This is a genomic window from Microbulbifer jejuensis (genome assembly GCF_047289955.1).
Classification (GTDB): domain Bacteria; phylum Pseudomonadota; class Gammaproteobacteria; order Pseudomonadales; family Cellvibrionaceae; genus Microbulbifer.
The window spans coordinates 168,296-181,734 of sequence record NZ_JBLBUB010000001.1 but is presented as its reverse complement, the minus strand read 5'-3'; the positions used below and the strand labels follow the sequence as shown (position 1 = coordinate 181,734).

The 13,439-nt window shown below is 54.5% G+C and carries 10 protein-coding genes; 3 read left to right on the top strand and 7 right to left on the bottom strand.

What is annotated here, in order from left to right:
- Positions 1–114 precede the first annotated feature (114 nt).
- On the top strand, positions 115–1,131 hold the full coding sequence (locus ACL7TT_RS00825) for a type I asparaginase (protein WP_413392362.1): 1,017 nt from the start codon (positions 115–117) through the stop codon (positions 1,129–1,131).
- A 160-nt stretch (positions 1,132–1,291) separates the two neighbouring features.
- Positions 1,292–2,758: an aspartate ammonia-lyase gene (aspA, locus tag ACL7TT_RS00820; protein WP_413392360.1), complete on the top strand. Its 1,467-nt coding sequence runs from the start codon at positions 1,292–1,294 to the stop codon at positions 2,756–2,758.
- 44 nt (positions 2,759–2,802) lie between these two features.
- Here the strand turns inward: aspA and ACL7TT_RS00815 are convergent, their stop codons facing one another.
- The 7 genes from ACL7TT_RS00815 to ACL7TT_RS00785 form a co-directional block, all read right to left on the bottom strand.
- Positions 2,803–3,555, bottom strand: a complete 753-nt coding sequence (locus tag ACL7TT_RS00815; RefSeq protein ID WP_413392358.1) for a DsbC family protein — start codon at positions 3,553–3,555, stop codon at positions 2,803–2,805.
- 316 nt (positions 3,556–3,871) lie between these two features.
- Complete coding sequence (locus ACL7TT_RS00810) at positions 3,872–5,143, bottom strand: patatin-like phospholipase family protein (RefSeq protein ID WP_413392356.1); 1,272 nt, start codon at positions 5,141–5,143, stop codon at positions 3,872–3,874.
- A 308-nt stretch (positions 5,144–5,451) separates the two neighbouring features.
- Positions 5,452–6,465 (bottom strand): YhdH/YhfP family quinone oxidoreductase, encoded by a 1,014-nt coding sequence (locus ACL7TT_RS00805; RefSeq protein WP_413392354.1) that lies wholly within the window; start codon positions 6,463–6,465, stop codon positions 5,452–5,454.
- A 335-nt stretch (positions 6,466–6,800) separates the two neighbouring features.
- Complete coding sequence (gene sohB / locus ACL7TT_RS00800; RefSeq protein WP_413392352.1) at positions 6,801–7,952, bottom strand: protease SohB; 1,152 nt, start codon at positions 7,950–7,952, stop codon at positions 6,801–6,803.
- Positions 7,953–8,031: 79 nt separating this feature from the next.
- Positions 8,032–8,682 carry a cation/multidrug efflux pump gene (locus ACL7TT_RS00795; RefSeq protein ID WP_413392350.1) on the bottom strand — a complete coding sequence of 217 codons (651 nt, stop codon included), beginning with the start codon at positions 8,680–8,682 and terminating at the stop codon, positions 8,032–8,034.
- A 43-nt stretch (positions 8,683–8,725) separates the two neighbouring features.
- On the bottom strand, positions 8,726–9,541 hold the full coding sequence (gene nudC / locus ACL7TT_RS00790) for an NAD(+) diphosphatase (RefSeq protein ID WP_413392348.1): 816 nt from the start codon (positions 9,539–9,541) through the stop codon (positions 8,726–8,728).
- A 13-nt stretch (positions 9,542–9,554) separates the two neighbouring features.
- On the bottom strand, positions 9,555–11,252 hold the full coding sequence (locus ACL7TT_RS00785; RefSeq protein WP_413392346.1) for a hypothetical protein: 1,698 nt from the start codon (positions 11,250–11,252) through the stop codon (positions 9,555–9,557).
- A gap of 385 nt (positions 11,253–11,637) precedes the next feature.
- Here ACL7TT_RS00785 and nhaB point away from each other — a divergent pair, with 385 nt between their 5' ends.
- Positions 11,638–13,173: a sodium/proton antiporter NhaB gene (gene nhaB, locus ACL7TT_RS00780; RefSeq protein WP_413392344.1), complete on the top strand. Its 1,536-nt coding sequence runs from the start codon at positions 11,638–11,640 to the stop codon at positions 13,171–13,173.
- Positions 13,174–13,439: the final 266 nt, after the last annotated feature.

Sequence of the window (13,439 nt, the reverse complement as noted above, 5' to 3'; positions counted from 1 at the left end):
TGCTATAAAAGCATCTCCTGGCACCAGATACCAACAACCAGCGAAGTTGCATCCACCGCGCCTGCTTCTGAAAAATGGGCGCACCTGGCATGAAACCCTGATAGCGGTCGAGTGATGAAGAAAACCCTTATCCTGTATACTGGCGGAACCCTAGGAATGCGCCGCAGCGCCTCCGGTTATGTGCCCGATGCCGACCTGGGGAGCGCATTGCAACGCCTCCTGGAGGACGCCGTTGACAGGCTCCCGCACTATCATTTTCAAACCCTCGAACCGCTGCTGGACAGCGCCGATATGCAACCCCAGGACTGGTACCGCATCGCTACCCAAATAGGCGACAACTATAGCCAGTATACCGGTTTTGTCGTGCTGCACGGCACGGATACCATGGCCTACACCGCTTCCGCATTGTCTTTTGCCCTGCAGGGGCTGGACAAGCCGGTATTGGTAACCGGCTCACAAATTCCCCTGAGGGAGATGCGCAGCGATGCCTACAACAATCTGATCGCGGCCCTGTTGCTGAGCGGTTCGGAAGATATCAAGGAAGTCTGCCTCTACTTCAGCGGCAAATTACTGCGTGGCAACCGCGCTGTAAAAGTGAGTGCCGGCTCACTGGATGCTTTCGCCAGCCCCAACTATCCCAGCTTGGGAGAGGTGGGTATTCAGGTCAACGTTGACCCCAATGTGCTATTGAACCCCGGCGACAGCCCGCAATTTCAAATGCCCGAGTTTGCCGATGGCGGCGTGGCTCTTGTGAAATTGTTTCCGGGTATCTCTCCCTTTTTCCTCAGTAAAATTCTCGAGTATCAACCCCGCGGGCTGGTGATCGAAACCTACGGGACTGGCAATGCCCCGACTAATAACGCCGCCTTTACCGCGCAACTGGAAAAGGCGGCAGAAGCCGGCATTATTTGTGTGGCTGTTTCCCAATGCCTGGAAAACCAGGTGGATCTGGGCAAGTATGCGACGGGCTCCGCCCTGCTGCGCAGCGGTGTTGTCAGTGGTCTGGATATGACCAGCATCGCTTGCTATGCGAAACTCAATCACCTGTTGGCCATGCGCTACAGCGCAGCTGAAATCAAGGTGCTAGTGGGAACCTCACTGTGTGGGGAGTGCACTCCCCTGCACCACTAAATCGGCAGCGGACTTTTCTGGTGGGCGACCAATGTATCCTATACCACACAATCCTCCGGCCTGTTTGGTTGTCAGGTTTTAAAATAACCCTCCTATTTATGCATCTTTTATACATCTATGAACATGTCCGTGTGCAATTGCAGAAAAGACAGGAAGCCGCATGAAAAATAATTTCCACACCCTAAAATCCACACCCATATTTAGCACTGACAGCGAGATGCGCCGGGAGCGGGATTTACTGGGGGAGCGCAATGTACCTGCCGATGTGTACTTCGGCATTCAGACCCTGCGCGCACTGGAAAACTTCCAGATCACCGGGATCACCCTCAACCACTTCCCCTGCCTGGTCAAAGCTCTGGCGATGGTCAAAAAAGCGGCCGCTCTGGCCAATGGTACATTGGGCTACCTGGAGCCCGCTGTGCAAGATGCCATTGCCGGAGCCTGCGATGAGATTATCGAAGGCAAGCTGCATGACCAGTTTCTGGTGGACATGATTCAGGGCGGCGCGGGCACCTCCACCAATATGAATGCCAATGAAGTCGTCGCCAATCGCGCCCTGGAATTGCTCGGCCATCAAAAGGGCACATACAAAGTGGTCCACCCCAACAACCACGTCAACCTGTCGCAATCTACCAACGATGTCTATCCCACCTCTATCAATTTGGCCATATTGCTCAGCTACAACGGTCTGGTGCAGTCCATGGAAGCGCTCTGTATTGAGTTCGATAAGAAGGCCGAGGCTTTCACCCGAATCATAAAGATGGGGCGTACCCAACTGCAGGATGCCGTTCCCATGACACTGGGACAGGAGTTCGCCGCCTTTGCCGCCACCATTCGCGAAGATGTTGCCAGAGTCAAAGAACTGGTAACACTCTTTAAGGAAATCAATATGGGCGGCACCGCAATAGGCACGGGTATCAATACCGATCCGCGCTATCGCCAGCTTGTCGTCAAGGCGCTATCGGACATATCCTCGATCGACTTTGTTTGTGCGGAGAACCTGGTTGAAGCCACTTCCGACACCGGTGCCTTTGTCATATTTTCTGGCGTGATGAAACGTATCGCGGTAAAAATTTCAAAAATCTGTAACGACCTGCGCCTACTGTCCAGCGGTCCCCGCGCCGGCCTGAACGAAATAAACCTGCCACCCATGCAGCCAGGCTCGTCGATTATGCCCGGCAAAGTGAACCCGGTGATCCCCGAAGTGGTCAACCAGGTGGCCTATCAGGTCATCGGCAACGACCTGACCATCACCATGGCAGCGGAGTCCGGCCAGCTACAACTGAATGTGATGGAACCTGTGATCGCCTTCAACCTGCTCCAGTCGATACGCCTGATGACACAGGCCATGCATACCCTCGCCCAGCGCTGTGTCAGCGACATTAGTGCAAATGAGGAGCACTGCCGGCAGATGGTGGAAAACAGTATCGGCCTGATCACGGCCGTCAATCCATTTATCGGTTATGAAAATGCCACTCGTATCGCCAGGCAGGCACTGATGACCGACGCGAGCGTCAAGCAGCTGATTCTTGAAGAAGGGTTGCTCAGTGAAGAGGAACTCAGTGATATCCTCGCACCGGAGAAAATGACCCAGCCGAGAAAGGTATCCTCTACAAGCCCGGCCTGAGTGAGACTGCCGACAGCCCCAGGGCTGTCGGCGCTTTAGACAATCTAGATACCCATCTCTTTCACTAAAGTCGCCGGGGGCAGGTATCCGGGCGCCACTCTGCCATCTTCCAACACGATAGTGGGTGTACCGCGCACACCAAAGGTCTCGTTACCCAGTTTGAATTGCGCCGCAACCGGATTGTCTTTGCACACATTCAGGGGCACATTTTCGCGATTTTTCAACGCCGTCAGGGTTTTGTTACTATCATCCGCACACCAGGCTGTGGCCAGCTTGCGGTAACCCAGAGATTGCAGGCCCGCGCGGGGAAAGGCCAGGTATCGCACCTCAATGCCGCGCCTGTTCAACTCGGGCATATCCTGGTGCAGTTTGCGGCAGTAACCACAATCCACATCGGTAAAGACATAGATACGCGCCTTTGTCTTCCCTTTCGGCGAAAAGACGATCATATCCTCGACGTTTTGGGCACCCAGGGCCTCTACCCGGTGGGAAGCTCTGCGCTCCTCGGATAGATTGGTGAACTCTCCGTCACTTTTCACCTGAATCAAGTCCCCACCAAAAATGAAATGACTGCCATCTGCGGTGACAAACAGGCTGTTGTTGTTGCCATCAACAACTTCATAAAGGCCTTTGATTGGGCTCTCGCGCACTTCACCGTAAGAGGACATGGGATTGCCAGCCTGGAGACGAGCCTTGATGGTTTTTGCAACCTCCGCATCTACCTCTGCCAGTGCTGCGGGCCCCAGCAGGCTGAGCAGCGCACCAGCGAGGGCCAGTGGCTTCTTGATAAGCATCATTACCGATTGCTCCTTACATTCTCAATGGGCTTCGACTCACAGGTCGGCATTCAGTTCCAGCCAGTATGGCAGCTCTCTAGCACAACCGGCCTAGATGACGCTTTTTTAACATATTCAAGCGCAGGGAACCACGCTCAGGTACACCCGTTGTGCGGTGGGCAGAACAATTTTGCGGCAGGGCAGCCACAAGCTTCCCCAAGCCCGATGGATTTCCTGTCTGGCAGGTTGATACAACCCCATGGTGCTGCCTGTGGACAGAGGGCCCACCCCGGTCGTGGCCGGCGCCCCTCAGAAGCACTGCCGGGACATGCCACCGTCACGGGTCAACAGGCCCGGAGCCGCTATCAGAGGCCTCTTCAGAGGTCCTCCCACGGACCCCAAACAACCCTTTTCGCTCTTCTGGTGCCTCAGGCAAAGGTTGCAGGAAGTGGCGCAGCTTATCCTTCTCCCACATGGCATCCTGATAGCCAAGTTCAATCAACTCTTCGATGTAGGGTTTTTCAAAAAGCAGATAACTGGCCGCAGAAACGCCCCCGCCAGCATTTGTTGCGCCGGTGGAGCGGAATAACCAACGCAGCGCGGAAGGCAGGTATCGAAGCTTTCGGCCACTCAGTCGACCGAGACTTTGCGAGGGTTCTATCACCACAGACTCAACCGGACGCAGGGGCGCCAACTGGGTATAGTGCTCCTTATCAACAGAACCCAGCAGTGTGTTTACCCGGTCCAGGTGCTCCAAGTCCCCCTCCAGGCTGTCAATAAATGCGGCATTGAACAATTGAGCGACTATTTGCGCCATCGACGGGGAGTGCTGCTGGACACTGCTGCGCCGACTGCCCCAATGTACTGGTGAGCGATTGTCTGATACACCGACGATGAATACGCGCCCAGCGCCAAGGTGTAACGCGGAGCTGATCGGCGCCATCTGACGGATAGCACCATCGCAAAAATAAACATCGTCAATTTTCACTGCGGGGAAGATTGCGGGAATAGCAGCCGATGCCAACAGGTGGTCTGTTGTCAGCCGGGTTGGGATCCCAAAGCGTCGAAAACGCTGCCAGCCCTCCACCCCTTCTGCGGCTTGAAAAAAGCTGACAGATTCGCCTTCGCTGTAGGAGAGGGCATTCACACAAGCCGCGTGCAAGTGACCAGCATCAATATTTTTTTGGATATTCCCAAGGGCAATCTCCTCCTCAAGCAATTTGCGCAATGGCGTGTTGTCGAGGAGTGCCAGAGGCTTCTGCCGCCCCACACCCTGGTTAAACAGCGAGCGGCTGATCGAAATCAAATTACCCAGTAGACTGTGCCAACTGGTTCGGTAAACCCGCTCCACACATAAATCCATCCAAAGCGCACACATAGAGTCGACCGCCTCTTTGAATGACCCTGGGTGGGAAGCGAGCATCATCGCATTCATGGCGCCAGCGGAGGTTCCACAAATGATTTTAAATGGCCTTGGGTTATCCTCAGGCACGAGTTCTGCCAGGGCTTTGAGCACCCCGGCCTGGTAAGCTGCGCGGGCGCCCCCACCGGAAAGTACCAGTGCACTGTTCTGACCGGTAGATATTGATTCGCTGTTACCTTTAGACAATGGACTCTTCCGGGAAAAACAGGCTGCAAGCAGCAATACCTGCTACAGGGCTATTGAAAAAAAACGCACAGACAAACACCGTCTTTAGCTTTGGTTGTTGTACCTCTTGCGCCAAACAGATCCCTGGGGCAGTACGGTGCAGCCAAGAACTCCAGCCAGCCGGTACAGCGCCTTGAAATACAAACAGCTCTGCGTTGTTTCAGCGGCGCCGGTAGATCAGCTCGTGATAGAGGCATTCTGCCACCGGGAAATAATCAATACGAGACTCAGAGAGCGTATAGTATATTCCAAAACATTCCGTCGCCTCGTTAAAGAGCCATATCCACAACATAGCGGCCAATACCATGTCCCCTGTGAAGACGCGCCAGATATTCCGGCACCTGCGCCAAAGAAATATCTTCGGCAATACGATTCAACTGGTCACCGATATACCATTGGTCCGCGAACAAGTGCCAGACATCGGCCTTCTTCTCAATAGGCAACGCTACACTGTCCACACCGAGAAGGCTGATACCGCGCCGGATAAATGGAAAAACGCTGGCATGAAACTGGGTACCGGAGGCCATACCGCAGGCGGCGACGCCGCCGCCATAAGCCAGGGACTTGATAACATTAAAGAGAGTCTCCCCGCCCACTGTATCCACCGCCCAAGCCCAAGATGGCTTTGTCATGGCTTTGCTGGCAAATGGGGCCAAAGCCTCTCGATCAATGACCTTCCAGGCACCCAGTGTGACAAGAAAGTCGGCCGACTCCAGCTTACCGGTCACGGCGGCGACCCGAAAACCGAGCTTGGCCAGAAGCGCAACAGCAATTGACCCTACCCCGCCTGTGGCCCCAGTCACCAACACTTCACCATCCGGCGGAGTGGCACCGGAGTCGAGAAGCTTCTCCACACACAGTGCAGCAGTTAAACCCGCTGTGCCCAGTGCCATAGCCTCTCTGGTATTCAGCCCCTGTGGCAAAGCCAAGGCCCAGTCCGGGGGGATCGCGATCCGTTCAGCTAGGCCTCCGGGTGTATGCATCCCCAGGCCGTAGCCGGTTACCAATAGCTCATCCCCAATGGTAAAGGTACCACTGTGGTCTACAACCACTTTGCCGATAGCATCTATTCCAGGCGTATGGGGATATTCGCAGCCAAAGCTACTGTTGCCAAATGCACAAAGCGCATCTTTGTAGTTCAGCGAAGAGTGGGAAACCGCCAAAATCAGAGGGTTGTCCGGTAGGTCAGAAAGATGCCGCTGGACCAGCAACTGGTCAAATTTACCAGCTGCAACTTCCTCTATCTGAATGGCCCTGAACATCGCATCTGCGCTATTTTCCATGTACCGGTCTCCATACCTTCTCTATTTTATGCACAAAAAGCACCCTTCCGGGACAGGCTGCGTAAAAATCCCGGGAGGCTCGAAAACGGCATCTGTGCCTTATCGGTCTGTAAAACGGGCGTCTTCTTTTCTGTCACCCCATGCGCAGCCAGCAATCAGGCATGTCTTCCAGGACTCCCGTCTTTGAAATACTGCCGCACACTTGTAGCGTCACTAGTGGTTCAAGGATTCACACCCGGCAGCATCCTCCGATCACACGTATCAGGCAACTTGCTTGGCGACCAGAATGAAGATTGAACAATCCGTGTGCCATCCCCTCCGGCGCTATGCACGTTCTACTGCGCTTGATGACGCCATGCGGCCAATTTGGAAAAAAGGCGGGTCAGTGCAGACTCCATTCCTGCCTCCGCTGCCAATCCCATTTTCTTGGCAATGTTTTTCTTCTCCTTGTACTCCACTTGATAGAGGTCGGCACTCTCGGCACAGTGGGTCAGGTATTCGTCAGAGGTTTTCAATGCATCCACAAGCCCCAGGGAGAGGGCATTCTGACCAAACCAGACTTCACCGGTAGCCACCTTGGTAATATCCAGTTTCGGGCGATATTCGCTCACGAAATGCTGAAACAGCACATGAATATCCTCCAGGTCGCTCTGAAACTTCTCCCGCCCTTCCGGGGTATTCTCCCCAAACATGGTGACCGTGCGCTTGTATTCGCCCGCAGTAAACAGCTCGAAATCCACATCGTGGCGCTTGAGCAGCCGGTTAAAGTTGGGAAGCTGAGCCAGCACACCAATAGAGCCCAGCATTGCAAATGGCGCCGCAAGGATACGGTCGGCCACACAAGCCATCATATAACCACCGCTGGCGGCCACCTTGTCCACTGCGACAGTGAGCTGTATCCCCGCACTGCGCACCCGTGCCAGCTGGCTTGCCGCGAGACCGTAATTGGCCACCATTCCACCGGGGCTCTCCAGACAGAGCAGGACTTCATCACCGGATTCCGCCACCTGCAAAATCGCCGTGACCTCTTCGCGTAACCGGGAGAGCGCACTCGCTTTGATATCTCCACTAAAGTGCGTGACAAATATGCGTCTGCGCTCACAGGCTAATCCGGAAGAGGCTTTCTGCCCGCCCAGTGAATCCATTTCAGATTTCTCAGGCACCACTTTGTCAGTATCCGTCTTATCCGCAGCCTTCTTTTTGGATTCAGCCTTGTGCTTTTTGGCCAGGGCTTTTTCCTGGGCTTTTTTCTCTTTAATAATTTGTTTTTTACGCCGGGAAAACTCGTGCTTTTCCATGACCGCTTCGAGCAGCGTTTCTTTAAACTGCTCATAGCGGTCATTCAAATGAGTAACACTGATATGTCCTTGAAGGCGCTCCCTAAGCTGCTCCCGGTTGGCAAAGGCAAAGCCAATTAACACCATGAGGGCCACAATAACAGTGATGATCTTTGCCAGAAACAGGCCGTATTCAATTAGAAATTCCACTTAAGCTCCAGTTTGCTGCTTTGCGATTGAGAGGTGTATGGGCCGGCAATCAACATTACCGGGTAAGCAGCGCTTCATTCTACTGCCAATGATCCAGCGCAGAAACTGCCCGCTGGTTCAGCGGCCGCGCAAGCAATCCGCTATGACTGATGCGAACATCAAACACCGCGCCATCCTCCATGGGTAGAAACGTTGCGCTTCCATAGACCGCATCGACAAATGGAAGGCGGTTGTTCAGGTCACGTACAAAGTGCCACACATCGATCCCATAATGACTGCCGCTGATCTGGTGTACCGAACGCGCCTGGGTCCGCTCATCCCGCAGGGTCAGATAGCGGCCACTGAGGCGATCCAGCCGGTAGGCCGGCTGTACACCCCAGCGGGCCAGGGAGTTCTGCCATTTCAGCACACGCGCATCCAGTTGCCACTGGTCTCCATGGAGTTCAAACGTTTGCGCAATACCATCGGCATCGGAAAATTTGACTTCAAACTGCTGCTCCGCAATTTTCCGAAACGATACCGTGCCGACGCTGTGTTCCCGCGCAAGATTGCGGTAACTGAACACATCGGCTGCCACCAACATAGTCCCCAGGGCCAACCCCAAAAAGGACAATCCAACCAAACCCCGGATAAACCCCGGCAGCCAACGACCACTGAGCAATACCCGCCCACCCCAAAATACCAGCAGCAATGCCAATATGATGGTAAAGAGGGCCAGTGCAATAGACATATTTGTCAACTCCTTGTATTCCATCCAGCACCGCTTCGGGAATCTAGGGGTGCTCCCCGACCGCTACCTGCTTTGCAAAAGTGCGGATCAGCTGCCCTGACAGGGTTTGCTCCGGTGGTATGCCCGGCAGTGATCGATAGTGAAACCACTGTGCCTCCTCTATCTCCCTGGAGTCGGGGCAGACTTTCCCCCCCGCCCACTCGGCCAGATAGCCCAGCATCAACTGCCCGGGAAATGGCCAGGGCTGGCTGCCGGCATAGTGCATATTGCCCACCTCGAGCCCCACTTCCTCGCGAACTTCACGCACCAGCGCCTGCTCGGCACTTTCCCCCGGCTCGATAAATCCCGCCAGTGCCGTGTAAGTACTATTGCGCCGATTGGCATGGCGAGCGAGCAAACATTGATCACCGCGGGTAACGAGCATAATGACACAGGGACTAATGCGCGGATACATTGTCAGCTGACAGTTTGGGCAAGTCCGCGCACGCTCACTTGGATGATACTGGGTAGCCTTGCCACAGCGGCCACAATAGCGATGGTCCCGATCCCAGTGCACAACCTGCAGGGCGCGTCCGGCCAGCGCAAAAAGCGGTTCTTCCGCAGATGTCAGCAAACTGCGCAGATTGCGCCAGTCGTACCCGCTCATCTTCAGCTGACTGGGCAACACATGCACACCACAGCTGCGCCCCCCCAACTCACCCAGATAGTGGCTCGAAATGACCGCCCCGGCCAGGCACAGATCGGTTGTGTGAACAAAACGGTTGCCACAACACAGTATCAATCCCTCCGCAACGACAATACACCGGAAAAATTCCGGCACTGCCCACACATTGGCCGCGGGAGCAAAGGTTTCAACCAAAAAAACCTCCTGTTTATGCCGCCTCAACGGGATAGCCAAGTGCTGCCAGACTCTCAACTGCGAGATTCAATGACTGGGCATCAGCTTGGCGGTGCAGTTTTACCTCGTTGAGATAATACTCAAGACTGATAATGGCATCCGCAAAGGTATCCAGCAGTGGCTCAACATCCGGGGGGGGACTGTGCCGGTCGACCACGGTTTCAACAAAGTTGAGCAGGCCCTCCACAACCCCAGCCGCGCGTCTGAGGTTGAGCACTATCAGCCCGCCGCGCACAGCGTTGAGTGTGGTGGACACATTGCGGATATGGCCGTGATCGAAGTCCGAGCCGGCATAAGCAGCGAGCGCCCGCTTGATCAGCGCGAGCCCCGCCTCAGCCTCTTTCAGCACGGCAACCTCGGCCTCGGCCAGCTGACTGTGCTCGAAGGCAATATCCGCGTGGCCGTATTCGTCCAGATCAATAGAGCCACTCTGCTTCAGGGCACGCACCGTGTTATCGACCATCAGTACCTGGCCGGTCAACTTTTGCAGGGCAGAATACGCAACCGAGCCGCCGGCACCCGCGGCACTCTGGTATTCAGCTAAGGCGGTGCGCAAACTTTCACCCACGCGCTTGAAGTTGAGCAGTTGCAGGGTTCCCGCGACCCTCTGCAAGGTGACAGCCAGGCCATCATTCTCGTCGACTGTGGAATCACCAATCACTTCGATATCATCCAGCATCCTGCGCACATCGGAAAGTTCTTCATCCAGGGCGCTGGCCACTGCTGAAATCGCGGTGGCGGCCGGGCCGCCCAGGCTCACACGCTCCCGCTCAAGTTCCTCTTCTGTGTATTCAAGTGGTTCCGTTGCAAAGGCTTTAAGAAGCTTTGCCCCGCTACCCTCAGGCTTCGAGAGTGCGAGCCAGTAAATACATTCTTTCAACAGAATCGGGGGCGCGGGTTGGTCCAGGGCGGTGTCCGACTCTTTTTGCAGGGCGCGCAACCAGCGGTCGAACAAACTGAACACCATCACCCGGGAACGGCTAAAACGCATTTCGCGGGCCGCCATACCGGTGAGAGCCGCCCCTGCCACCAGCCACAAGCGCCCGTTGGGACGCCCCATGGTAATACTCGCAATGCGTTCCAGTGCGCGGGCCATCATAGTATAAGCCGGGCCGCGGGGCTTGCCGCGTAACAGCGCCAGTAAACCAACCTGGTACATATGGCGAAACCGGCGTACAAAGCTGCGTAAGTCCTCCGACATTACCGCCGAGGTATCCATACCCGGTACTGGCGCATTCACCTTGCAGCGAAAGAAATGACTTTCGGGCACAGGAGGCTGTGAGCGCGCCGCGCGCAATTGATTAATATAAGGAATCAGCAGCTCCTGCCGGGCTATAGCACGATTCTGTACAAAGTCGAGATACCGATTCAGAACATAGAAACCGGTACCCAGGGCTTCCATCAACTCCTCGTTGGCCTGTCGGCGCCCTTCGAGAACCTCCGCCAGGGCGGTAATTTGCTCCTGAGCCAGCAGCTCCCCGGCGCGCAGCTGTACCATCTGCAGCACACCGCTCACCTGTTTAAGGTCGGCAAGACACTGCTCTAGTGGCAACTTCCGGGTGGTATCTGCTACAAATTTGTCCAGGTGGGAAGCGGCGTTATCAAGCGCAACAGCCAGTTCCTCTTTGACCACATTGACAGAAGTGATATTGATCGTATGCAATTCAGTCATTGCCACACCGCTGAATTTTTCCTGTAACCGAATAAAAATCAACCAAACCACACAGGATTTGGCTTGGTAAAAAGCAATTTATACCAATAGCAGAAAGAGTCCACCTTTCCACAGACAATTTCCATCGAATGCTCGACAAATCCTCCGACACAACCGCGCCCCGTCTAAATAACTTGAATTTTCCCGCAAACCCGTTAGCGTTTGCTACTTTCCAGTTTGCCGCGGTACGTCTATCTTGCGTTTATGTGCAAAAAATGACCAATTCGTGCGGTTTGAATGCAGGGCGTGTGAACGACGTGGCTGAGGTCTCGCCCCTTGCTACGCGGGCAAAATACCCAGCACTCCAATTTTTCTCATACCCATGGGTTTACCAGGGAAGCCATTGATGAACACATACAACAATACACTCACCGCCTCTGGCAACGGATTTGGCCGGGCTTTTGCCAGTAACTTTCTCGGTGAAGCGCCGGACTGGTACAAGCTGACCATCGCCCTCTTTCTTCTTTTAAACCCCCTGGTGCTCTATGTCAGCGGCCCCTTTATCACCGGTTGGGTACTGATTGGCGAATTTATTTTTACCCTGGCCATGGCCCTGAAATGCTATCCATTGCAGCCGGGGGGGCTGCTCGCCATCGAGGCAGTCCTGATGGGGATGACCACCACCGATGCGGTTTATAACGAGGTGATAGAAAACATCGAGGTGATTCTCCTGCTGATGTTTATGGTGGCCGGCATTTACTTTATGAAAAGCCTGCTGCTGTTTGTTTTCACCAAGATCTTAATCCATGTGAAATCAAAGACAATCCTGTCGTTGCTGTTTTGTGCAGTGTCTGCGGTGCTGTCTGCGTTTCTCGATGCCCTGACGGTCACTGCGGTTTTAATCGCGGTAGCAGTCGGGTTCTACGCAGTCTATCACAGGGTCGCATCCCAACAGCCCCACCATCACCACGACCACGACCACTCCAATGACGAACACGTAGTCGAGTATCACCGGGAGGATCTCGACCAGTTCCGCGCATACCTTCGCAGCCTGATTATGCACGGTGCCGTGGGTACGGCCCTGGGGGGAGTATGCACCCTGGTGGGCGAGCCCCAGAATCTGCTGATCGCAGAGAAAGCTGGCTGGGAGTTTGTGCAGTTCTTCCTGAAAATGGCACCGATCACTATTCCCACTTTTTTTGCCGGATTAATTACCTGTGTTCTTCTGGAAAAAGCCAAGCGGTTTGGATACGGTGCCCAGTTGCCTCAGGCCGTGCGGGAGGTGATAGTGCAATTCTCCCAGGAAGAGGAAAAAAAACGCACCTCTTTTCAGGTGGCTGAACTCTGGGTACAAGGTAGCGTGGCAGTATTGCTGGTGCTGGCACTGGCGTTTCACGTTGCCGAGGTCGGCATTATCGGCCTGATGATTATCGTGCTCCTAACCTCGTTTAACGGCATTGTGCAAGAGGCGCGTATCGGCCACGCGTTTGAGGAAGCCCTGCCTTTTACCGCCCTCTTGGTGGTCTTTTTTGCCATCGTGGCAGTCATTCACCAGCAACACCTGTTCGAGCCCGTAACACATTTTGTCCTATCGCAGAAACCCGAACAACAGCCTGCATTGCTGTTTCTTGCCAACGGCCTGCTGTCAATGATCAGTGACAATGTTTTCGTGGCAACGGTATACATCAACGAAGTGAAAGCGGCCCTTACGGCAGGCGATATCACCCGAGAGCACTTTGACAAACTGACTATCGCCATCAACACAGGCACCAACCTACCCAGTGTCGCGACCCCCAACGGCCAGGCGGCATTCCTGTTCCTTCTGACATCCGCTCTGGCGCCACTGATCCGGCTTTCCTATGGCCGCATGGTATTGATGGCGCTGCCCTACACCATTGTACTCAGCACTGTGGCACTGCTTGCTGTGATATACGTCCTCTAACAGGCTGTTGAAATTCGAAGAATTTCGACGCCTGGTACCGAGATATGGATATTTCGGCAAAATCGGCGAAGCCTAAGTCGTTGATTTTGGAAAAAAAGTGAAAATCACATTTTTCGCTTTTCGTGTTTTGAAAAAGGCAGGATGCCTTTTTCAACAACCTGCTAAGAGAAGGTTTGAGTGGAGGAGAATCGGATTAAGTACGGGCAGTGGGCTTGCTGCCCGTAGTGAGGGGGATAAAAGAACATCGGCGATCACCGGGAGGCCCT

Coding starts and splice junctions, on each gene's coding strand:
- ACL7TT_RS00795 (WP_413392350.1), bottom strand. CDS start 8,682: ATGTCTATTGCACTGGCCCTCTTTACCATCATATTGGCATTGCTGCTG.
- ACL7TT_RS00785 (WP_413392346.1), bottom strand. CDS start 11,252: ATGACTGAATTGCATACGATCAATATCACTTCTGTCAATGTGGTCAAA.
- ACL7TT_RS00815 (WP_413392358.1), bottom strand. CDS start 3,555: ATGATGCTTATCAAGAAGCCACTGGCCCTCGCTGGTGCGCTGCTCAGC.
- aspA (WP_413392360.1), top strand. CDS start 1,292: ATGAAAAATAATTTCCACACCCTAAAATCCACACCCATATTTAGCACT.
- ACL7TT_RS00805 (WP_413392354.1), bottom strand. CDS start 6,465: ATGGAAAATAGCGCAGATGCGATGTTCAGGGCCATTCAGATAGAGGAA.
- nhaB (WP_413392344.1), top strand. CDS start 11,638: ATGAACACATACAACAATACACTCACCGCCTCTGGCAACGGATTTGGC.
- ACL7TT_RS00825 (WP_413392362.1), top strand. CDS start 115: ATGAAGAAAACCCTTATCCTGTATACTGGCGGAACCCTAGGAATGCGC.